The organism is Streptomyces sp. NPDC015131, assembly GCF_043079975.1.
In the GTDB taxonomy this organism is placed as follows: Bacteria; Actinomycetota; Actinomycetes; order Streptomycetales; family Streptomycetaceae; genus Streptomyces.
The window spans coordinates 578,770-597,512 of record NZ_JBIBVB010000004.1 but is presented as its reverse complement, the minus strand read 5'-3'; the positions used below and the strand labels follow the sequence as shown (position 1 = coordinate 597,512).

The following is an 18,743-nucleotide window of genomic DNA, read 5'->3' as shown; positions in this document are numbered from 1 at the left end:
AGGTCAAAGGCCCTTTTTCGACGGTTGCGAGGCGCAACTGCTTCAAAAACGGCACTAGAGAGAGAAAGCGGCCGACGGCGGGGTCGGCCATGCTTGATTTTTTTACGCCGGCTACCCACCCCCCTACCCCTGCCGCGGCGTCAAGTTACCGTCGCGTCCGCTGAATACGTGTCAGCTGAGTGGGATGGAGCGGGGCTCGTGGTCTTTGAGTCGCCGCGTCCGGGAATTGCCGGTGACCCTGGCGCATAGGTATTGCATAGCAATGCGACACCCGTCGCGGGGGCACGAACCAACGATGCATAAATCTACGGACGTGCATCCCATTCAAAAGGGCTCGGCTGGGGCCCCAAACTCACCTATGACCATTCACCCAACAACGGCTCAATCGCACCTCATAAGCCGTAGGCGTTCCCCTTGCACCGGTACGCACCGGGTGCACCCATGCCGCATGCACGGATAGGGGACCCTACTGCACCCACACATCCCACGGGGCCCTACCGGGGGTGGTAGGGGGCGTCGCCCATCTGCCAAGGGAAGGGGGGACCCATTCCCTGCTCTGTGACACCGTGGCGGCCGGTGACCGCTCTATGAGTGGGTATGTGCTCGGTTCTCGTATGAGGTCGAGTCTGGCAACATCAAAGTCAAAGTGATTTTGAGTTTTCGATTTTCAACTTTAGAAAGTTTCGACTTTCAAGCATGTAAGGCAATCAAGCACTGAATGCAGGGCAAACCCTAAACGCCAACCGAATCCCTTATCGCCAGCACTCTCGCCACTCGACGCACCACACTGCACACGGATCTCTCGTCTCTCGTGCACTCTCTTCCCACCATGCGAGGGGGCAGGGCTTCCCTATCCATAGGGCAGGGCCACTCCCTGCCAAGGGGTATGGGCATGGGGGTAGAGGTGGTAGGGATATGGGCATGCATGCATGGTGCATGTGTGGTATGAGGTGGGGATCCAGGGTGCAGTGGATACCAAGATCAACTAGCATTACTGTGGATTGTACTTTAGTCACTACTTCGGAGTAGAAGAATCTTCGAAATAGTTCTGGTAATTGGCTTGATTTGCTTGTATTCAGTGGTGTCGTGGTGCACACTAGATACATAAGGGAAAAGGGAACGGGACCAGGAAGAACCCCAAGGATAGGACCCCGATATACAGGGCGCGTCACTTGGAACCAGGTCCACACATTCCGCCCAGTACCTAATACCCGTAGCACCTTTCAAAGCTCCACAGTTGAAACCCCTGATAGTCCCGATGATCACAGCCCCGCTGTGTAGTGGCGAATGGTACCAAGTACCGATAGGGGTAGGAAAACACCCCACACCATTGGAATGCAGCCCCGTTCGAGTCGGGCTGTGGGGACTATGAGGAACCCGGACGACATGACGGAAGCTTAGGAGTGGCAGTCGCCCGTTGCCCCGGATGGGAGAGCACCCGTACAGCCGAAAGCCCGAAAGGCAAAGAGGCAGCATGGGAGAGCACGGCAAAACGTACCCACTGGCGTGATTGGCTTGATCCGGTAATCCTCCCGCGCGGTTCCAATTGGGCCGAAGCTCCAAAAAGAGGTCACCCGCGCATGTCAAGGTAGGAAAACCATCCCGAAAGGCCATCGCTATGGCCACGAACACACTCGTTGACGCCCCTGCAACGACCGCCGCTCTTTTCCAGGCAATTCGGTCGGGCAGTGAAGGTGTCACGGTTGACAGTTACGGCCGGGAACTTCCCGAAACTGGCTATTGGGTAGGTGGTCAGTCTTGGACACTCGTCAAGGCCGTGTCTCGCGTCACGCCGGATGATGTGGCCGGTTTCGTCAGCACGCACCCCGAAGCACGCTACTTCGGAGTGTGGGTTGAAAAGGGCCGCGCATACATCGACGCCGTGGATTACGTGGAAGGTTCGCGCCGCGCTTTCGCTCTGGCGACTGTGCGCAGCGAAATGGCCGTGTTCAACATCGGCACCGGTGAAAGCGAGTGGCTGTAATGATCCCCGTCAAGGCGGACACCGCCACTCGTGAACAGTACGTGCAAAACGTGCTGGCCGTGTTTCACCGCGCGACCCCGGATCAGCGGGCGCGCGGTGAGGCGTGGTACCGCACGGCTCACCAACTCGCCGAAATGATTTCTGGTGGGGATGTCGTTGCGGGCGCCGGAGTGATCGCAGTGCTTTCGGCCAACAAGTCGTGGGCCGCAAATCGCAGTCTGGCGGAACGGGCGTTCGTTACCGGTGAGCCCTCCGGGCATACCGGGGACAATCTCCGAAAGGCCGCCAAGATCATGGCCGGCGTGGACCCGGCGGAAGTCCTCCCCATGGACGTCAAGACGGGGAACTTTTACCGGTGCATTCTCGATCCGACCGACCCCGAAGCGGTCTGCATCGACCGCCACGCCCATGACATTGCCGTCGGCGAGACGTACGGGAACCGCGACCGTGGCCTGTCCAGCAAGCGCCGGTATGCGCTCATCGCGCATGCCTACCGCGAAGCCGCCATGAGGCTCGGAACGCTCCCCAGCACTGTCCAGTCCGTGACGTGGCTGGTGCAAGTCGAGTCGGTCGCCGGAACCGGCACCCGGTCACGTGAGCACGCCCGGAGCGCAGCATGAATTTCTTCACCGAGCACTGGCACGAAATAGTGGTTTCGGTAGTCGTCATCACCGCGATCATCATCGGTCATTTCACGGGACGCGATGATGACTGACCCCGAGCACGTCGACCATCCGCATTGGCCGGGCACCCTCCGGGGCTGCCCGGCTTGTGAAGAGCAACGGGCCGCCGAGGATGAGGCGGCGTACGACGAAATGGAGCACCGTGATGACCACGGAGCTGCTGTACAACGGTGAGCCGGTTGATCTTCACCCGCTCGATGACACCGACGACGCGTTCGAGGCCCGGTATCCGTTCACGGACCGGGCCTTCATTGTGACCGCCGAGGACATCGTCCCGGCCGCCGACTGGGAGTGATCGGCCATGCCCAACATCCCCGCAAAACTCGCCGCTGATTTCGTCACCACCTGGGGCGACAAGATGCTGGCCAACGAAACGGCCACCAGCCTCACGTGCACGGAAGTCAACGTCCTCGCCGAGATGCTTCATGCACTCGGCGCCGACCCCGACAACGTAAAGGCGTGGCTGGAAACCCACGCCGAAGCAGATGGCGCCGAAGAGCGCACGCTGCACGAGTAGTTCCGCAGCCCCGGCGGTTGAGCCGTAGCCGCGTCACAGCGGCACCGGGGCACTGAAAGTGCCGAAATCCCCTACCAAGGAATCGCGCTATGAACATCACCGAGCGCAGGCAGATCCACAACAAGTTCCACCCGCCCGTCAATAAGGGAGGGTGGAACGGAACCTACGTAGTACCACCGCACCCGCTGGAGGGCCGCAGCGTCGCCCAGTGGGTTGCAGAGGCCCGGAAGGGCTGGCCGAAGGTTCCGGTCCCGAGCGATCCGTACGTGGCCGCCCGCAAGGTGCTGGACAAGCACGCCGACGACGACGTGCTGTTCGAGCGCATCTAACCACCCGGAGCAAACGTCATGGATCACAAGACGCTCGGCATCATGTGGGAGCGCGCGAAAAGGGACCGCCTCCACCTTGTGGTGACAGCCGTTCTCCCTAGCCCGGAACTCGGCTGCAACGTCGAAATGACGGGCCACGTCATCGGCCGAGGCTCGAAATATTCGATCTACTTCCCAGGCACCCGCGAATTCATCGAAGACGTTCGCGCAGAGTGGATCACCGACGCGCGGCTGATCGCCCCGAGCAGCGAGGAGCAGTGATGACCACTCGTACCGCCTACCTCGTCCGCGTCGTCGCCGTCTACGAGTGCGACGCGTGCGGTGAGTTCGAGCTGCAAGAGGGCGTCGACTTCACCGGCGTCCCGCAATTCGACCACGCCCATGACTGCACTGTCGTCGCCGATGACTCCTGCGGCTGTGGCGCTACTGGCGTTCACGGCGTGGACCACGGCGACTACCCCAAGGACTAACGACATGCCCGAGAACGAGTACATCTTCCATGACAACCGCCGAGTACAGGTGGGCGAGTCGTTCACACCGTTCACCGAGTACCCGGATTACGTCGTCACGCTCGTCCGCGTGGGATCCACCCACCTTGTCCTGCGGGACAGGACCGGCGAGTTCGTACGGCCGATCCGCGACGTCCCCAAACCCGTGATGGAGCTGGTGAATTGCGTCGTCACGTACCAGTGCCCGGTTTGCTTCACCGAAGTGACCTTCACCAACAACTATCACCCCGATGACGACCCGCCCAGGCACGAGGAGTGCAAGGGCCCGTCAGGAGTAACGCCATGGACCTGAACTTCAGCACCGGTATCTACAGCGGCCTGGCGACCCCGGCCGCGTCGTTCCAGTTCCCGGAGATCCTCACCTACCGGGACGCGTTCCACCTGATCGCCGAGTCGCCCGAGTCGGCCCCGCTGCTGGGCGTGGACGGCGAAGGCAACCCGATCAGCGTCGACCTGGACAGCGACTCGCCCCACGTACTGATCTCCGCCGCGTCCGGCGGCGGCAAGTCGGTGCTCGCCCGGGGCATTGCGACGCAGTTCCTCGTGAACGGCGCCGACGTCGTGTTCCTGGACGTCAAGCGGCACAGCCACCGCTGGGCGAAGAACCTGCCCGGCGTGACGTACGCGGCGGCCCTGCCGGACATCGGCAACGCCTTGGTGAAGCTCGGCGAAGAGGTGCACCGCCGCAACGAGATCGTGGAACAGTTCGCCGGCCCGATCGAGGAGGCCCCGGTCGGGGACCGCATCGTGGTCGTCCTCGAAGAACTCAACGCCACCATGACGCAGCTGAAGGGACTGTCGAAGAAGCTGCCCCGTGGCGCCTACACCGCCGAGGACGCCTTCCGCGACATCATGTTCATGGGCCGGGCCGCGAAGGTCCACGTCGTGGCGGTCGCCCAGTACGCCACGGTCGAAGCGATGGGCGGCGGCGACATCCGGGAGAACTTCTCCACCCGCATCCTGATCCGGTACACGAAGAACGCCTGGACCATGCTGGCGTACGACTGCGGCCTGCCGCAGCCGGCGCCCGAGGAGCCGGGCCGGGGCATGGTCTGCCGGGGCGGGAAGGCGCGCCAGGTCCAGTTCCTCTACCTCACCGAGGAGGAGGCCGCGGCGATGGTCCGCGAGGCGTACGAGGCCCGCGTCGAGGCGGGCGAGGCGGCACCGCCACCGCCGCCGGGCGGCTGGAGCGCGCGTCCGGAGCCCGCACGGGCCGGAACGTTTCTCCGCCCGTTCTGAGAGGAGCTGATGACGATGAGCACCTGGACCACCAGCACCTTCGGCGAGCTGCGCCGGGGTGCCCGGTTCCGGTTCCCCGGTGAGGACGTGACCAACGTCGTCACCGGGGTCACCGACCGCTACACCGACAAGCACGGGACGTGGATCGTCGTCACGTCCCGTGGGGGCGACACGGGACGTCCGCACGGGAAGAGCGCGTACCTCGCGGACGACCCCGTGGAAGTTCTGGAGGACTGATGGTCACGTGTTGGCAGTACCGCCACACCGGCTGGAGCGTGCACAGCGGTGCAGGGGGCGCCCGAAACTGGTGGTTGGCCCGGTACGAGAACGGCCGCCAGGTGGAGGTCCACTACGCCGCTGACGGCCGCCTCGTGCGCTTCGGTACGCATGAGAGCGCCACCCGGAGAGCCATGAGGCTCAATAGCGCCATCGGCGTATTTCGCAGACGACTCGATGACGTACGGCTTCCCGGCCTGTACGACGGCGGGGACATGAGAGGATGACCGGTCGTGGAAGACCTGGACACGCAGATCATGGCATTCGCGGACGCCCTCGAAGCGGCCGGAAGCGTAGACGCGGCAGACGAGCTGCGGTCTTATGCGGCGAGTATCCGGGAGGCATGGCGTGGTGCTGATCGGTGGCCGCATCTTGCTGACACGCTTGAGACGGTGGCCAACGCTGCGAACGAAGCGTCACGGATCGTTCAAGAGCACACTGTGCCGCCGTTCACCTCACCCCCATCGCCGTGAGGTCGGGGGCGGTTTCGGCAGCACCGGGGGTCCCGTGCGGGCCCCTTTGCTGCTGTTGCAGCTCCGGTGCATGGGGACGACGTTGGCCGGGTCCTCGGCGAGGTCGGGCCGGATGACGCGGGGGATGATGTGGTCGAGCGTCCAGGACAGGCGGTGTTCCTTGGGCAGGTCGAGGTCGATGCGGCCCCCGCAGCGTGCGCAGATGGCCGGCAGGTTGTCCTTGGCCCAGGCGCAGAGGCGTTTCCAGGCCCTGGTGGATCTTCCGGAGCTGGGCGTCGTCATGCCCACCTCCGGGTCGTGGGGCGCAGCACGCGGATGCCTGCTTGCAGCGGAGGTCCGGCGACACTCTGCGCCCCACAGCTCTGCGGGTGTCCCCGGAACGCAGAAAAGCCCGGGACCTGGTGAAGGTCTCGGGCTTTTTGCAGTGGGGACCGGGCTTGGGCGAAACCCGTTTAGGGTAGGCTTCGCCCACATGATCAGTAGCGTACCGCATTTCGGTAAGAATTAAACCCCCCGCAGGGCACGAATTTCAAAAAGATTCCAGAGAGCTTGATCCTTTCCGGTGCCCCCGTATTGCTTCAGCTTTCCGTGCCGCGCCCAGTTGTAGATCCGGCGCCGGTACCGCTCCAGCTCGGCGGCGTCCAGATCGCCGACCGTGACGCCCGGCGGCAGCATGTCGGCGACCGCGGCGAGGGTGGGCACGAGGATCAAGCCCTCCGTCACGGCTCCGCCTCGCGCAGCGCCGCCTCGGCGAGGACGCGGCGCCGCAGCACCGCCTCGAACCGCCGCAGCTCGTCGTCGGGGGCACCCGAGGCCCTGAGAGCGCCCCTGGCGCGCTCGTAGTCCCGCTGGGCCAGCAGAACCATCTCCGTCAGCGCGGAGGCCGTCCAGCGCCTCACGAGCGGCCCCCTTGCGCCTCCAGCAGGCCCAGCCACTCGTGCCGCTCGTAGCGGACGCCGCAGGCGGCGGTGCCGGGGTGTCCGATGCAGCGCACGGCCGTGGAGGCGTCGTCCGCGACCGCGAGGCCGCCGCCGCATTCGCCGCACACCGTGCCGGCGATCATGACGGTGCGGGCGTCGAGCGACAGGAGCCGCCGCGCGTCGCGCACCCAGGCGCGGGTCGCCGCAGCGATGTCGGCGACGAGCCCGGGGTGCGTCTCCTCCAGGCGCCGGGTCTCGTCGCGCATGAACAGCAGCAGGTCCGGCATCGGGCGCAGTGCCCAGGTGCGGTCGAGCCCGCGTTCGATGAGGACGCGGTCGGTCCAGTACCCGGCTTCGGCGGTGATCTCGTCGAGGAGCATGAAGCCGGTGGTGCTGCCAGGGGGTCGACTGCCAGGCTTGTTCGGGGAACCGCGTTCGGCACGGCCGTTCTGGGTGGTGCCGGTGTGTTTCCTGAGCTGTTCGAGCAGTCCGGCCATGCGCACGGTATTGGCCCGCTCTTCGAGCTGCCCGCTGACCTTGACCCGGTATTCGATGCGCTCCTCCCATCCGTTGACGAGGAGCGCGACATTCTGCTCAATTTCGCGTATCGACACCGGGGCCCTTCCTTTGATACGTGCCGACCGGGTAATGGGCGCAGTCGCATCCCTGACATGCGGCGTGCCCGGGAATGTGGGGCTTGACGCCAGTACCGGCGGTGCAGGGGTGGCTTTTCACGTTGCCCGCCCTTGTCAGCGTCACGGTGGCATCGCAGCGGGGACAGCGGGGAGTAACGTCGAAAGCGCCGCCTTTTTGCATGGTGTCCGCCTCATTGGCACACTGCTGGCAGATCACGACTTCTCCTGCTCTTCGTAGCGGATGCCGGACATGGTGAGCTGCTGTGCCATGAGATATATGGTCTCTGGCTTCGCAACGAAACTCAGCAGCCGCCGCATCGTGGTGGGTTCGTAAAAGGACACACGCACGCCCTTTTCTTCGTTGGCGGTGTGCATTGAGATCCGCTTCGTCGGGTCAGAGTCAGTCACTCGGGACACTCCTCGTGCACGGCCCATATCCAGGACCCGTGATGAATTCCGGCGTAGGTCTCGCCGTTCTTGATGAACCGTTTGCATATGTCGCAGGTCGGCAGCCGTTCATCAGAACGGCGGTGGTTCGCAGACCCGGCACGAGAGGGCGTCGCCGCCGTGGAGCCGGGGGCACCGTGCTGGTGGCTCCCACCCCTGCGAGCGCCAGGCGTCGCAGGGGCTGTACGAGGGGGGTCGGGAAGCTCCTCCACCTTGGCGGCGTCCATCGCGTTGGCCCCGCAGCCGTGCTCGGCCAGGACCGGGCGCTGCTGGTGCAGGGCACCCCCGAGGGGACGGTGCACGCCCGTCTGGCGCCCGTCCGGGCCGAAGGCCGGCGGCGTGGACCGGCGGGTACGCACGAACAGCTTGTGGGGCCGTCCGGCCTGGGTCTGGAGGTCGAAGACGCGGCGCCCCGACATGAGCGCGGCCACGTAGCCGTCCCGGGTGACCGGCGCCGGGTCGGCCGTGGTCCGGACCCCGGAGCTGTGGCACAGGAACACGTACGCCTGGCAGCGGACGCACTGCGCGACGCGGATCGGGGTGTCGACGGGGCCGGGGGAGGTCACAGGGGGCCGTCCTGCCCTCCGGGAATGACCCAGGAGCGACTTTCAGAGCCCGGGAGACCCCAGAGGACCCCGAAGGGCTTCTCGCGCGCTACAAGCCCAACGCCGACCGGGTCGTTGCAGCGCATCCCCCGGCGGTGCTTCTCGAAGGCGGTGAGCGAGCTGAACGTGAGGTGGCAGCTGCCGCAGTGCGAGCGTTCGGCGCCCGTCCACCAGCGCCCGCACATGCCATGGACGATCTTTGTCATGGTCAGATCCCTATTCAGTTGTTGATCATCGGGTCAGAACTCGGGATGGCACTCGAAGCTGTCGAAGCGCCGCTTCCCGTCCAGCGACCACCAGTGCCGCCACCGGTTCATGTCGGGGGAGTAGACGACCCGCTCCCCGGTCTCGTCGGTGACGATCACCGCACCTTTCCGCTCGGCCAGGCGCAGCATCCGCGTCCAGCTCCTCCCGCGACGGCCCGACATATAGGCGGGGGTCCTGCTCGTGCTCATCGGAGATCACCGTCCAGTGCGTGCACCATCCCGTGCAGGGCTGCACATGTTGGTAGGGCCTCCCGTATAGGGAGGTATAAGTATTTATTGAATATATTGGTTCTGACCTGGGGTTTTTCCTGCATGTGTTGGTGCACGTGTTGGTGCACGCATTGCAGATGTTGGGGTGACCAGCAGTAATTCCCCGGTCACGGATTTACAACATCGGCATTCTCTGCATCCCGGTCACCGTCTAGGGCAGGGTCCACTCCGCTTCCTTACCGAAACCGCGAGTGCTGACTACCCTGAGTGTTTTCCGGGCGGTGTTGATTTTCCGCTCCCCGAAGTGGTGCTTCCGGCCCTCGTCCAGGCATTCCTTCCGGGTCTTAGGGCCGTCCCGGAGAAAGCCGCGCAGCCAGTCGACGGCGTCGCTGGAAGAGCCGTCCCCGCCGCCGGCGCGGTCGGCGAGAACGTCGCTGGCGCGGACGGTGGTGGGGTCGAGCCATTCGAGCCGCGACGTGGTGATGAAGGTCTGCGCCTGGTCGCTGAAATACTGGTGGGTGTGGATTCGGTAGCGGAAGCTCTCCAACCCCTTCTCCGCCATGTTTCCCTTCTCCTGGGAGAGGATGATGGCGTCCTGGTCGTCCGGGTCTTCCACAACCCCCATCGCTGCACGGGCAACGTTGCCGAGTTCCGAGCTTCCCATGATCCCTTCGAGGATATCGACGCTCTGCCCCTTGCGGAGGTGGGAGATGCCGAGAATGGCGCAGCGGCACTCCTCGGCGATCTCGCGGCGCAGCCTTTCGAGGATCGGGCGCATTTCGTCGCCGTCGTTCTTCTTTCCCCGCAGGTTCGAGGAAATAGGGTCCAGGATGACGAGAACGCACTGCTCCCGCACTACTAGCTCGCGCAGCGGTGCAATGTCGTTGGGCAGGGTCAGTTTCCCGAGTTCCCCCGCCTCATCCCTGACCTCCAGGAATTTCACCCGGTCCATGTCGGCCCCGGCGGCGCGGAGGCGGGGTACCACGACGTTTTTCGGGTTGTCCTCGTTGATGACGACGAGGACGTTCTGCGGCGAGCGGTAGAACTCGCCTTTCATGTCCCCGATGGTCACCCAGGCGGCGAGCTGCGTGGCGAGGGTCGACTTCCCGACGCCGCCGCGGCCGGCCAGCAACGTCAGCTCGCCGAGGGGGATGCGGTTGTTCCACAGCCAGACGAGACGCTCCTCGATGATCGTGGACGCGGGGACGGCGCTGAGCTTACGGAGGGAGGCCCGCTCCTCCTCGGCCTCCTGCCGGCCTTTCTCGCGGGCGAGGAACTTCTCCTTCTCGGCCTTCGCGCGGAGCGCCTGGGCGGCGTCCTGCTCGGCCCGGGCGATGTCAGCGGCGACGCCCTCGGCGCCGGGGTAGGGCCGCCCGGAGTCGGGCACCCAGGCCGGTTGGCTGAACGTCGTCGTCACTACCGCGCCCTTCCGTATTCAGTTGTGGTCGTGCACAGTCTGCGTCGCCCGCCGGGCAGCGGCACGAGCCACCGGGGGCGCAGGGGTCGGGGTTCCGTAGCGGGTTGACCCTGTCCCATGCCAGGTACAGAAATACGGTGCCCAGGCCCAGGAAGACCATGAGGGCGATGATGCCCGCCCCGATCTTCCCGTCCACGGTTGCCAGCACGCAGAGGGCGACGCCCATCGCGTAAACCCAGGCGACGAACAGCTTCACGGCACGGTCACCGCCAGCGGTACGACCCAGACGTCGGCCTCGGTGCCGGTGTCGCGGTCGGTCCAGCCGGCGGGCCCCCAGGTGGGGTCGGGGAGCCACCGGAACGGCTCGTTGAGGTTGCGGCGGGCGATCTGCCAGGCGTGCCAGTCGGCGGCCCAGGCGCGGGCGTGCAGGCCCTCGCCCTCGCCGTCGCCGAGGGCGGTGTAGCTGTAGACGGCGTGGACGTTCATGACGGCCTCGTCCCTGGTCGGTGCTTGCAGAAGTAGGCGTACAGTTCGGGCTCGCCGATGCGGCCACGGCCGCCGAGGTCTCCGCACTCGGGGCACCGGGAGGGGTAGGACCACAGTGGTTCGCCGTTGCTCCAACAGTCGGCGCCTGCGCACTCGTGGCACGTCCAGGACTCGTAGGGGACGGAGCCGACGACATCGTGGTACGCCTGGGACAGTACGGTGACCGGCTTCCCGCAGCCGCAGTCCCCGGTACGGGCCCGTTCGTTGTGGTGACGCCAACGGGCTTCGGCCATGCGCTCGTACGGGACGAGCCAGTCCAGGCCGATGGCTTCGAGTTTAAGCAGCAGGCGATCGGTGATCACTTCGACGCCTCCCCCTGTGTCGGCAGCGGCGACGGCGGGAGCGTGATGAGGGGGCCGTTGTCGTCACCGGCCCAATCGCATGGCTTCAGCACCACCAGCCGGTCCGGCCGCACGTACGCGATGGGGTAACCGGCGCCGGGGTCGGAGCGCCACACGACGCGGAGGCGGACGCGGCCCGACAGCGTCAGCGACACCGATCGGCAGCCGGAGGCGCCGCCGTCGCACTCCGTGCCGTGGTCGGCGGGAGCGCACACGAGAGAGCACCGCTCCGACCCGAGGACGACGCCCTCGGCCAGGGCGACGCTGCGGCCGATGACGCCGAAGAAGATGGCGGTGTCGCCGGCCTCGATCTCGACGCCGCGGGCGTCAGTCACCATCGTGCGCCGCCTTCTTCATCGTCAGGATGACCTCTTCGGCGGTGCGGTCGGGGTCGTCGTTCCAGACGGCGATGACGGCGTGCGGGTCGATCAGTACACCCACCCTTTCCTGCGCCAGCGTGTGCGACCCCTTGATGAAGTCGGGGAAGTCCAGCTTGATCTGCTTGGCCAGCTTCTCCTTGGCGTTTTCCAGGGTCTCCCAGTTCCCGTTCCGGTTGGCGGCGGCCATGGCGCCCATCGCGCAGGCGGCCGGGGTGCCGTAGGGGCTGAGCACGTCGTCCGCGAAATACTTCCCCTTGACGTGGCCGTGCTCGGCGATGTACTCGGCGCCCTCGGCCAGGATGTCGGTGTCGTTCACGACAGTCACTTCCTTCGCTTGAACTCCCAGCCCATGTCCTCGTATCGGCGCTTGGACTGGCTGGTCAGCTTCACCTCGGCGACGAACTTGCCGTCCTTGTAGGCGTAGTAGTACGAGACGATGTCCATGGGCTTGGCACCCCGGGTCATTTCCTCACCTGCCCGCAGGTGGGGCAATTTCGGGTCCGCACCTTAAAACGAATCCTGTTTCCGTCGCTTGTGATGATGCTTTCCTCGCCGTGTGCCCAGACCACCCTTTTGGCGCTGGTGGTTGACTCGGCCAGCTCTCCGAAAATCTCCCTAACTTGACCGTAGTTGTCGAATTCTAGTGTGACGTCAGCCATTCTCTACTTCCTCTGCCCGCTGCTTCAGCAGCAGTGCGATGTCCTCGGCGGTGGTGGGGTTGTCCTCCGAGTCGTTGACGTTGAAGATGGCCGCGCTGAAGCCGAATCCAGCGCCGTCGACTTCGAAGCTGTAGTCGTACGCGTCCTCCGGCAGCGTCCCGTACAGCTCCCACTCGGCGCGGGCGCAGGCCCCGAGGGCGCACACGGGCAGCGACGTGTCCTTGAGGGCCTTCTCGAAGAGAGTCAGGCTGGCGCCGGAGCGGTGTGCGGGTGTCAGTCCCCCCTCGTGCTTCCCGTCGCGGACGATGACGGTGGCGGCGTGCCGGTATACGTCGGCCTTGTTGACGTCAGGCACCGTTTTTCCCCTTCTCGATGAACTCGTCCAGCTTCGCCAGGGCATTGCCCTCGTCCATTTCGTAGAAGAGGCCGTTGTAATCGCCGTTCTCGTCTATGACACCCACGGCTTCAATGAGACTCAGCCCGAGGAGGTCAGCGGCGGTGGCGGCGATGCCGACCGCCTCAATTTCCTCGACTGACTTCCCAGTGGCAAGGTAGATGGCCCAACCGGCGATGCAGCGTGCCGTGCCGCAGTCGGCGGTGTGGGTCTCCCAGAGCCCCTGGTAGTGGGTTTCGGGGCGCATCTTGATGTGGTTCCGAACCTGGAGCATCAGGTCTACGTTGTAGGTCATTTCTTCCAGTCCCCTTTCACGAGAACGACGACGGTGAGGACGAGCAGAACGACGGTGACGACGCCGATGAACGCGGCGTACGCCCACGCCAGTACGTCCAGAGCGTTCATGGGCCGTTCCTTTTGGTGCGGTTGGTTTTGATCTCCCGCCCCACCTCGTACGCGGCCCACTCCACGACGTCCTCGACAACCTTGTCGACGGCCCAGGCGTGGCCCCAGAACTGGCCGCTGGCGCGCAGGCGTTCGGCGAGGGCGTCCCGGTAGGCGTCGACCAGCTCCGCCCCTCCGGTGGCCTGTATCAGTGCATCGCGGGCCTCGATGAGGCGGGTTGTTGCGGTGTCCAGGCGTTCGAGACGTTCGGTCACCCGTCCTCCTCCCGCACCCGCAGGTGCATGCCGGTGTCACTCCAGTCGATGTGTGTGCCGCCGGGCGGCGTCCCCGCGTCGCGGGACAGGTGCCTGGCTGGCCGGTGCCTCTCACGTACGTGCTCGTCCGCCTGGTACTGGGCGATCTCCCAGAAGACGGAGGCACCGAATACGTCCTCGTCGGAGTCCTTACAGATGGAGCACTGCCACAGCCAGATACCGGGGGTGCCCGCCATTTTCCAGACGCGGACCTTGTTGTGTTTCACGTGGTGTCGCCGTACCGGGTCACCGCTGCGACCGCGGCAGGTCGCTCGTGCTGCCGCGGAAGTCCGGGTCGGGGATGATGCTCTGCGGCTTGAACGTGACGCGGTAGTGGTTCGCGCTGGCGCTCACCGGCTCGCCCTGCTCCACGAAGTAGGAGACGTTGTCGGACAGGCCCAGGAAGTGCTTCTTGTACGTGCCCGGCCCGGCCTTGCACGTCACTTCGAGCTGACTGCTCTCGTCGGCGATGGAGCACGGGCCCTCGATGCTCAGCAGGTACTTGTCGGTGATGCCGTTGAACATCACGATGCGCCGGTTGACCTCGAAGTTGTCGGCCGCCTTGGACAGGTTCTCCGACACCACGTCGGCGTCGTCGTCGGTGCAGGCGGACAGCGTGACCAGGGCGGCGACGCCCGCCAGGGCGCCGGCGATGTACTTCACGTGCTTCATGCGGTGTACCTCCGTACGGGTATCCCGGCCTCCTCGGCGAGGCGGGCGCAGTGGCTGGCCCCGGGGGAGCCGTTCTTGATGAACGCGAGGCAGATGTCGGCGCCCAGCTCGACCATGAGTCGGTTGCGGGCGAGCCCGGCCTGCGGGTTGTAGATGCCGTGGGGGCGCCAGACGGCGGGGTGGGGCTCCTCTGCGACGCCCATAACGCGGGCCCAGCGGCCGGCGAAGAAGTCGGCCCCGTTCGGACACGCTCCGTGGACGATGACGAGGGGTCGATACGGGGGAGCGGCGGTGTATACATCGGCGAGCGCCTGATACAGAGTGACGACGTTGTCCCATCCCTGGCTGCCGGTGACGAGGATGCGGTAGGTCGCCAGGATCGTCACGGGAACTCGTCGTCCCCCCACAGGAACTCGTCCTCGGGCGCGAGGAAGCGCAGCATGTCGGGGGTGGTGTCGAACGTCCAGAGTTCGTGTTCCTTGTCGTTCGCCCACACCACGAGCTTGTCGGCGAGGCGGTAGGCGCCCGGGAGGTGGCAGGCCCGGGTGCGTACGAGCCAGGACGCGAGCATCTCGGCGAGGACCGCCCGGTCCGGCTTCTCGGACAGCACGACGAACGGCTGGCGGTCCTTGTGGTAGGTGATCGCCCAGGTCCAGTTCACTCGTCCTCCACGTTGTCGGGGTTGTGGGCGCCGCAGTGATGGCGGCACCCGTAACAGGGGCAGCGGCACGGGTTGGGGACGGTTTCGCGGCCGGGGCAGGTGTGGGTGTCCTTGTGGCTGACGTGGGCGCCGAGGGTGGCGGAGACGTGGCCGCAGTGGTCGCAGATCCAGTCGCCGATCCCTTTCACCCCGTGTCCCCCGTCAGGATCTTGGTGATGGCTTCGCGGAGGCTCACGGAGTCGGGGAAGCCCAAGCCTGGCAGGACTTCGGTGCTGTGGACCGCCGCCATCACCTCGTCGACCAGGCCGGCGACGCGGTCGGCGTGCCACTCCCAGAACAGCTCACGGCAGGTGTCGTTGGGGAAGCGGGCGATGGTCTCGGCGTGACCGTCGGCGTACTCCAGGAACAGCCACCAGTCCCCGTTGTACTGGCGGACCTTGAGCATGTCGGCGTTGGTGACGGTGGGCTTCATGTCTCGGTGTCCGTCGCCGCCTTCTTCAGGGCAAGCAGGACGTCCTCGACAGTGCGCCCTGAGTGGTCGTTCCACTCGCCGATGTCCCAGCGGGCGATGGTGTTGATGACCCGCTGGACGGCTTCGTTTACCTCGGGCACGGGCCCGTTGCGGCTGATGGCGGCGACCCCGCCCCGTGAGTTGCCAGTGACGGCGCGGTCGATAGCGCCCATCAGGCAGACTGGGCCGTGCTTGGTGTCGCCGTCGTCGGTGTCGCCCTGGTGCCAGCCATCGCGGAGGATGATGTCGGCGGCGGTGTTCAGAATCTCTTCGGGGGTCATGTTGGTCATGAGGACTCTTTCGTCAGGTCGATGAGGTCGGCTGCGAGCAGGGCTTCCAGGGCGTTGCATCGTTGGCAGTGATTGGGGTCGTAGCCGCAGATAACGTCGTCGCCGTGCTTGCCTGACGCCTCCAGAATCTTTTCGGCCAGCTCCCGGGCGTGGTCGCGGAGGAGCTTGTCGACCAGGGCCTCGACGCTGCCGCAATGTGGCCCTTGCCCGCAGTAGCAATTGGCCGCGTCGGCGTACTCGGCGAGGAAGTCGTCGCGGGCGGTCACGACTCCTTAGCCTCCTCGACCCACGTGGTGTACCTACGGGTGCCGCTGCTGTAGTCGACTTCTTTCTCGTACTCGTCCACCCGGCGCACGACGCCATCGATGACGAGCCAGGTGCCGGTGGACGGGACGGCGGTGGCGGGGTCCCATGCGCATTTACCGCCACGGCAAGCACCTGAGTTGCCGCACTCCGGGCAGTCTTGGCAGTAGCAGTTGCTCACCGGTATGCCTCGGTGCCTTCGACGGGCAGGCCGGTACGGTCCGGCTCCGGATGGTCGGCGATCATCTTCGCTTCGCTGTCGTACCAGCGGGCCGACGGGAACTGCTGCTGCGCCAGCAGCCGCAGCTCGGCGTTGCCGGTGACCGTGTCGGCGTACCGCGGCCCCGGCGTGAGAGCGACGACCTCCAGCTTGCTGGCCCGGAAACCCTTGGTGGCGAGGATGACCGTGCCCCAGCAGTCGACCACCGCGTGCAGCAGGCCGGGTATCGGATCCATCCAGAATCCGCTGAAAGGGTGCCGACCGTGGTCGGCGTAGAAGTTCGTCTCGGGGCTGTAGCTGACGTAGAAGCCGCAGGTGCAGTGCTTCAGCAGGTGCCCGTCGGGGCCGTACACCTTCCGGGCGTGCTCCAGATTGTCCTTTGCCGTCCGGAGTGTGCCCTGGAGCAGGCGCGGGTTGTCCCCGTTCACGGTGACGTGCGGGGACCGCGACCAGTGCCCGTAGGTGCCCAGGTAGCGGTAATACTCGTCCTGCTCCGCCCTCTTCAGTCGCACCTCCAGTTCCCGGATCTGCTGCTCGTAGAACTCCGGGCGCTGGATCGTGGCAACGCATCCGGCGGTGTTCGGCCCGTCCACCCACTGGTAGTCGGTCTGCGACGGGGAGGTGATCCGGGTCGGTGTCTGGCGCGCCTCTACATGGACCCGGAACTGGGTGCTGCTGAAGTCGGAAAGGTCGTGGAACTCCTCCACCACCCTGGACGGGGTCCACGAGAAGTGCCGGTATCCCCGGAGCTTGCCGGGGTACAGGGCGGTCATGCCGGTACCGGCTGTTCGGCCGGCGTCTCGACAGGCGCCTCCTCGGGCAGCGGCTCGAACTCCACCTCTTCGGTCTCGGTACCGATGTCAGCCATGACGGTTCTCCTTGCGGGTACGGGTATGTAGAGGGCCTGGGCGCGGTGTTGGGGGCGGCCCAGCGGGTAGATACTTCAACTGCGCGCCATACAGCGAGGGGAGCGGGCATGTGAAGGTCAAGTGCTTGGCGGAGCGCCCACATCGGTTCTCTGTCCCGCTGTCCAAGGTCTGGAAGGGCGGCGTCGTACGATGCCCGGGATGCGGGTTCAACACCTATTTACAGCCGAAGCGTGACGGGTTCTTCAGCGGCCTCGAAATGGTCCTGATCTACGGCGGCTTGATCATCGTCGTGGGCGGCATAATCGCCGTGTTCGTCCTGATCGGGATCAACGGCCCGCAGGGGGACACCGACCCCGGACCTGACGCCGGCGATCCGTGCTCGAAGCCGGGCCAGGTCTACCACGACGAGGACGGCAACAAGCTGGTCTGCCAGGACTAGCGCTACGTCCACCAGCGGCGCAGGTCGGCGCCGCAGACGCGGGCGAGCTGCTGCATGCCGACCATGGCCTGGACGTCCTCGTGGGTGTGGCAGGGCCAGAGCCGGTCCAGCCACCACACCTCCCAGGTGTCGAGCCGGTAGCCGCGCAGATCCTTCGGTTCTCGTGCGATCCGGCACTCGGGCGGGTAGAAGCCCATGTCCTCGATGAACAGCCGCGCCTGCCGGACGAAGGGCGCGATGATCATGCGGAACGGGACCACGAAGTCGGGCCGCTGGTACAGGTGATCCCGCTCCCAGTCACGCATCGTCGAGCGCCCGCTTGAACGCGAGGAGGACGTCCTCCTTGCTGGTGTTGGGGTCGTCGTTCCACTTCGGGATCACGATCTCGCTGTGGCACCTCGTGCCGGCGACCACCGCAGCCAGGCGCTTGACGGCTCCGTCCCATGCGGCGCTGTCCTCGGCGGTCTCGGTGGCCGTGCCGCCGCGCGCTCGGTTGATCGCGCCCAGGGCGCAGACAGGGGCGGTGCGCTCGGCCAGCCAGCCCTGGTAGCGCCAGTCGTCCATCGTGGGCTTTTCGATGCCTGCGATGTCGATGATGTCCGGGTGCTGGTGGTAGTCCTTCTGGTGCCAGCCGTCGCGTTCGATGATCTCGATGGCGCCCCGCAGGAGGTCGTCAGGTGTCATGGTTCGGCTCCGTTCGTGAATACGAGAAAGCCCCGAGGGCGTAGGCCCTGGGGCTGGGGGTGGACGGGGCGTCCCGTCAGGTGGCGTCGAGGAACCTGGCCGTGTCGGTCGCCTTCAGCAGCCGCATGATCGGCTTCGGGACGTGGACCAGGCGGAAGGTCATGCCGCGGGCACGGGCGCGGCGGCGGGCGCTCAGCAGTTCCGTGATCCCTGAGCAGTCGCAGAAGCGGACGCCGGCGAAGTCGACGTCGATCCGCCGGGCACCGGAGCGGAGGGCATCGTCGAGAGCGGCCTCCAGCACGGCCGAGGCGTGCCAGTCGATCTCGCCCTTGACCACGACCACAGCGGTGTCATCCCTGACCCGGCATTCCGCCGAGAGGTACGTCCCTGCTGGGTCGCCGCTGCTCACGCTGCCAGTCTGCGCCCCTCCCGGACTCCTGAGCGTCAAGAGCGGGTGAAGATTCGGTGGCCGGGCTACGCCGGACGAGCAGGTCGGGCGGCGTGGCGCCGCACCTGCGGCGACCGGACGTGGAGGATGGGCCTGTCCCTGGCGGGGCGCGTACGTC

Annotated in this window: 39 protein-coding genes; 11 read left to right on the top strand and 28 right to left on the bottom strand. The window is 65.8% G+C overall.

The window, feature by feature from the left end:
* Positions 1-1,618 precede the first annotated feature (1,618 nt).
* From ACF08D_RS18790 to ACF08D_RS18745, 10 genes are all read left to right on the top strand, one after another.
* A complete protein-coding gene (locus ACF08D_RS18790) occupies positions 1,619-1,984 on the top strand; it encodes a hypothetical protein (protein WP_392223822.1) in 366 nt (121 codons plus the stop codon).
* Positions 1,984-2,604 (top strand): hypothetical protein, encoded by a 621-nt coding sequence (locus ACF08D_RS18785; protein WP_392223821.1) that lies wholly within the window; start codon positions 1,984-1,986, stop codon positions 2,602-2,604. Before ACF08D_RS18790 ends, ACF08D_RS18785 begins: the two co-directional genes overlap by 1 nt.
* A 208-nt stretch (positions 2,605-2,812) precedes the next feature.
* Positions 2,813-2,962 (top strand): hypothetical protein, encoded by a 150-nt coding sequence (locus ACF08D_RS18780; protein WP_392223820.1) that lies wholly within the window; start codon positions 2,813-2,815, stop codon positions 2,960-2,962.
* A 6-nt stretch (positions 2,963-2,968) separates the two neighbouring features.
* Positions 2,969-3,184 (top strand): hypothetical protein, encoded by a 216-nt coding sequence (locus tag ACF08D_RS18775; protein ID WP_392223819.1) that lies wholly within the window; start codon positions 2,969-2,971, stop codon positions 3,182-3,184.
* 89 nt (positions 3,185-3,273) lie between these two features.
* Positions 3,274-3,513 carry a hypothetical protein gene (locus tag ACF08D_RS18770; RefSeq protein WP_392223818.1) on the top strand — a complete coding sequence of 80 codons (240 nt, stop codon included), beginning with the start codon at positions 3,274-3,276 and terminating at the stop codon, positions 3,511-3,513.
* An 18-nt stretch (positions 3,514-3,531) separates the two neighbouring features.
* Positions 3,532-3,774 carry a hypothetical protein gene (locus ACF08D_RS18765; RefSeq protein WP_392223817.1) on the top strand — a complete coding sequence of 81 codons (243 nt, stop codon included), beginning with the start codon at positions 3,532-3,534 and terminating at the stop codon, positions 3,772-3,774.
* Positions 3,774-3,983, top strand: a complete 210-nt coding sequence (locus ACF08D_RS18760; protein WP_392223816.1) for a hypothetical protein — start codon at positions 3,774-3,776, stop codon at positions 3,981-3,983. Before ACF08D_RS18765 ends, ACF08D_RS18760 begins: the two co-directional genes overlap by 1 nt.
* Before the next feature lie 4 nt (positions 3,984-3,987).
* On the top strand, positions 3,988-4,314 hold the full coding sequence (locus ACF08D_RS18755) for a hypothetical protein (protein WP_392223815.1): 327 nt from the start codon (positions 3,988-3,990) through the stop codon (positions 4,312-4,314).
* Positions 4,305-5,261 (top strand): helicase HerA domain-containing protein, encoded by a 957-nt coding sequence (locus ACF08D_RS18750; protein WP_392223814.1) that lies wholly within the window; start codon positions 4,305-4,307, stop codon positions 5,259-5,261. Before ACF08D_RS18755 ends, ACF08D_RS18750 begins: the two co-directional genes overlap by 10 nt.
* A gap of 15 nt (positions 5,262-5,276) precedes the next feature.
* A complete protein-coding gene (locus ACF08D_RS18745; RefSeq protein ID WP_392223813.1) occupies positions 5,277-5,498 on the top strand; it encodes a hypothetical protein in 222 nt (73 codons plus the stop codon).
* Positions 5,499-5,992: 494 nt separating this feature from the next.
* Here the strand turns inward: ACF08D_RS18745 and ACF08D_RS18740 are convergent, their stop codons facing one another.
* The 25 genes from ACF08D_RS18740 to ACF08D_RS18620 form a co-directional block, all read right to left on the bottom strand.
* On the bottom strand, positions 5,993-6,292 hold the full coding sequence (locus ACF08D_RS18740; protein WP_392223812.1) for an HNH endonuclease: 300 nt from the start codon (positions 6,290-6,292) through the stop codon (positions 5,993-5,995).
* Positions 6,293-6,514: 222 nt separating this feature from the next.
* Positions 6,515-6,733: a hypothetical protein gene (locus tag ACF08D_RS18735; protein ID WP_392223811.1), complete on the bottom strand. Its 219-nt coding sequence runs from the start codon at positions 6,731-6,733 to the stop codon at positions 6,515-6,517.
* Positions 6,730-6,909 carry a hypothetical protein gene (locus ACF08D_RS18730; protein ID WP_392223810.1) on the bottom strand — a complete coding sequence of 60 codons (180 nt, stop codon included), beginning with the start codon at positions 6,907-6,909 and terminating at the stop codon, positions 6,730-6,732. The genes ACF08D_RS18735 and ACF08D_RS18730 overlap by 4 nt, the downstream gene beginning before the upstream one ends.
* Entirely contained in the window at positions 6,906-7,544 is a 639-nt protein-coding gene (locus ACF08D_RS18725; protein ID WP_392223809.1) for a hypothetical protein, read from the bottom strand. The genes ACF08D_RS18730 and ACF08D_RS18725 overlap by 4 nt, the downstream gene beginning before the upstream one ends.
* Positions 7,545-7,778: 234 nt before the next feature.
* Positions 7,779-7,973 carry a hypothetical protein gene (locus ACF08D_RS18720; RefSeq protein WP_392223808.1) on the bottom strand — a complete coding sequence of 65 codons (195 nt, stop codon included), beginning with the start codon at positions 7,971-7,973 and terminating at the stop codon, positions 7,779-7,781.
* Positions 7,970-8,578, bottom strand: a complete 609-nt coding sequence (locus tag ACF08D_RS18715; RefSeq protein ID WP_392223807.1) for a hypothetical protein — start codon at positions 8,576-8,578, stop codon at positions 7,970-7,972. Before ACF08D_RS18715 ends, ACF08D_RS18720 begins: the two co-directional genes overlap by 4 nt.
* 278 nt (positions 8,579-8,856) lie before the next feature.
* Entirely contained in the window at positions 8,857-9,072 is a 216-nt protein-coding gene (locus ACF08D_RS18710; RefSeq protein ID WP_392223806.1) for a hypothetical protein, read from the bottom strand.
* 232 nt (positions 9,073-9,304) lie between these two features.
* On the bottom strand, positions 9,305-10,510 hold the full coding sequence (locus ACF08D_RS18705; RefSeq protein ID WP_392223805.1) for an AAA family ATPase: 1,206 nt from the start codon (positions 10,508-10,510) through the stop codon (positions 9,305-9,307).
* Positions 10,511-10,762: 252 nt separating this feature from the next.
* The gene (locus tag ACF08D_RS18700) at positions 10,763-10,996 is read right to left on the bottom strand and encodes a hypothetical protein (RefSeq protein ID WP_392223804.1); all 234 of its coding nucleotides are present in this window, start codon (positions 10,994-10,996) and stop codon (positions 10,763-10,765) included.
* Positions 10,993-11,358: a hypothetical protein gene (locus tag ACF08D_RS18695; RefSeq protein ID WP_392223803.1), complete on the bottom strand. Its 366-nt coding sequence runs from the start codon at positions 11,356-11,358 to the stop codon at positions 10,993-10,995. The genes ACF08D_RS18700 and ACF08D_RS18695 overlap by 4 nt, the downstream gene beginning before the upstream one ends.
* Entirely contained in the window at positions 11,355-11,735 is a 381-nt protein-coding gene (locus ACF08D_RS18690; protein ID WP_392223802.1) for a hypothetical protein, read from the bottom strand. Before ACF08D_RS18690 ends, ACF08D_RS18695 begins: the two co-directional genes overlap by 4 nt.
* A complete protein-coding gene (locus ACF08D_RS18685) occupies positions 11,725-12,093 on the bottom strand; it encodes a hypothetical protein (protein WP_392223801.1) in 369 nt (122 codons plus the stop codon). The genes ACF08D_RS18690 and ACF08D_RS18685 overlap by 11 nt, the downstream gene beginning before the upstream one ends.
* Positions 12,094-12,098: 5 nt before the next feature.
* Complete coding sequence (locus tag ACF08D_RS18680) at positions 12,099-12,242, bottom strand: hypothetical protein (RefSeq protein WP_392223800.1); 144 nt, start codon at positions 12,240-12,242, stop codon at positions 12,099-12,101.
* Between the two features lie 186 nt (positions 12,243-12,428).
* Entirely contained in the window at positions 12,429-12,791 is a 363-nt protein-coding gene (locus tag ACF08D_RS18675; RefSeq protein ID WP_392223799.1) for a hypothetical protein, read from the bottom strand.
* On the bottom strand, positions 12,784-13,125 hold the full coding sequence (locus ACF08D_RS18670; protein ID WP_392223798.1) for a hypothetical protein: 342 nt from the start codon (positions 13,123-13,125) through the stop codon (positions 12,784-12,786). Before ACF08D_RS18670 ends, ACF08D_RS18675 begins: the two co-directional genes overlap by 8 nt.
* Before the next feature lie 106 nt (positions 13,126-13,231).
* Positions 13,232-13,489 carry a hypothetical protein gene (locus tag ACF08D_RS18665; protein ID WP_392223797.1) on the bottom strand — a complete coding sequence of 86 codons (258 nt, stop codon included), beginning with the start codon at positions 13,487-13,489 and terminating at the stop codon, positions 13,232-13,234.
* On the bottom strand, positions 13,486-13,755 hold the full coding sequence (locus tag ACF08D_RS18660; protein ID WP_392223796.1) for a hypothetical protein: 270 nt from the start codon (positions 13,753-13,755) through the stop codon (positions 13,486-13,488). Before ACF08D_RS18660 ends, ACF08D_RS18665 begins: the two co-directional genes overlap by 4 nt.
* A 19-nt stretch (positions 13,756-13,774) precedes the next feature.
* Entirely contained in the window at positions 13,775-14,200 is a 426-nt protein-coding gene (locus ACF08D_RS18655; protein WP_392223795.1) for a hypothetical protein, read from the bottom strand.
* The gene (locus ACF08D_RS18650; RefSeq protein WP_392223794.1) at positions 14,197-14,586 is read right to left on the bottom strand and encodes an SLOG family protein; all 390 of its coding nucleotides are present in this window, start codon (positions 14,584-14,586) and stop codon (positions 14,197-14,199) included. Before ACF08D_RS18650 ends, ACF08D_RS18655 begins: the two co-directional genes overlap by 4 nt.
* Entirely contained in the window at positions 14,583-14,861 is a 279-nt protein-coding gene (locus tag ACF08D_RS18645) for a hypothetical protein (RefSeq protein ID WP_392223793.1), read from the bottom strand. The genes ACF08D_RS18650 and ACF08D_RS18645 overlap by 4 nt, the downstream gene beginning before the upstream one ends.
* Positions 14,858-15,049, bottom strand: a complete 192-nt coding sequence (locus ACF08D_RS18640) for a hypothetical protein (protein WP_392223792.1) — start codon at positions 15,047-15,049, stop codon at positions 14,858-14,860. Before ACF08D_RS18640 ends, ACF08D_RS18645 begins: the two co-directional genes overlap by 4 nt.
* A complete protein-coding gene (locus tag ACF08D_RS18635; RefSeq protein ID WP_392223791.1) occupies positions 15,046-15,333 on the bottom strand; it encodes a hypothetical protein in 288 nt (95 codons plus the stop codon). Before ACF08D_RS18635 ends, ACF08D_RS18640 begins: the two co-directional genes overlap by 4 nt.
* Complete coding sequence (locus tag ACF08D_RS18630; RefSeq protein WP_392223790.1) at positions 15,330-15,662, bottom strand: hypothetical protein; 333 nt, start codon at positions 15,660-15,662, stop codon at positions 15,330-15,332. The genes ACF08D_RS18635 and ACF08D_RS18630 overlap by 4 nt, the downstream gene beginning before the upstream one ends.
* The gene (locus ACF08D_RS18625) at positions 15,659-15,928 is read right to left on the bottom strand and encodes a hypothetical protein (protein WP_392223789.1); all 270 of its coding nucleotides are present in this window, start codon (positions 15,926-15,928) and stop codon (positions 15,659-15,661) included. Before ACF08D_RS18625 ends, ACF08D_RS18630 begins: the two co-directional genes overlap by 4 nt.
* A 214-nt stretch (positions 15,929-16,142) precedes the next feature.
* Positions 16,143-16,958 carry a hypothetical protein gene (locus ACF08D_RS18620; RefSeq protein ID WP_392223788.1) on the bottom strand — a complete coding sequence of 272 codons (816 nt, stop codon included), beginning with the start codon at positions 16,956-16,958 and terminating at the stop codon, positions 16,143-16,145.
* A gap of 205 nt (positions 16,959-17,163) precedes the next feature.
* On the opposite strand from ACF08D_RS18620, the gene ACF08D_RS18615 reads away from it, so the two are divergent.
* Entirely contained in the window at positions 17,164-17,493 is a 330-nt protein-coding gene (locus tag ACF08D_RS18615) for a hypothetical protein (protein WP_392223787.1), read from the top strand.
* Between the two features lie 2 nt (positions 17,494-17,495).
* Here the strand turns inward: ACF08D_RS18615 and ACF08D_RS18610 are convergent, their stop codons facing one another.
* From ACF08D_RS18610 to ACF08D_RS18600, 3 genes are all read right to left on the bottom strand, one after another.
* The gene (locus tag ACF08D_RS18610) at positions 17,496-17,798 is read right to left on the bottom strand and encodes a hypothetical protein (RefSeq protein WP_392223786.1); all 303 of its coding nucleotides are present in this window, start codon (positions 17,796-17,798) and stop codon (positions 17,496-17,498) included.
* Positions 17,791-18,177, bottom strand: a complete 387-nt coding sequence (locus ACF08D_RS18605; RefSeq protein WP_392223785.1) for a hypothetical protein — start codon at positions 18,175-18,177, stop codon at positions 17,791-17,793. Before ACF08D_RS18605 ends, ACF08D_RS18610 begins: the two co-directional genes overlap by 8 nt.
* A gap of 76 nt (positions 18,178-18,253) precedes the next feature.
* Positions 18,254-18,586 carry an STAS domain-containing protein gene (locus ACF08D_RS18600; RefSeq protein ID WP_392223784.1) on the bottom strand — a complete coding sequence of 111 codons (333 nt, stop codon included), beginning with the start codon at positions 18,584-18,586 and terminating at the stop codon, positions 18,254-18,256.
* Between the last annotated feature and the right edge of the window lie 157 nt (positions 18,587-18,743).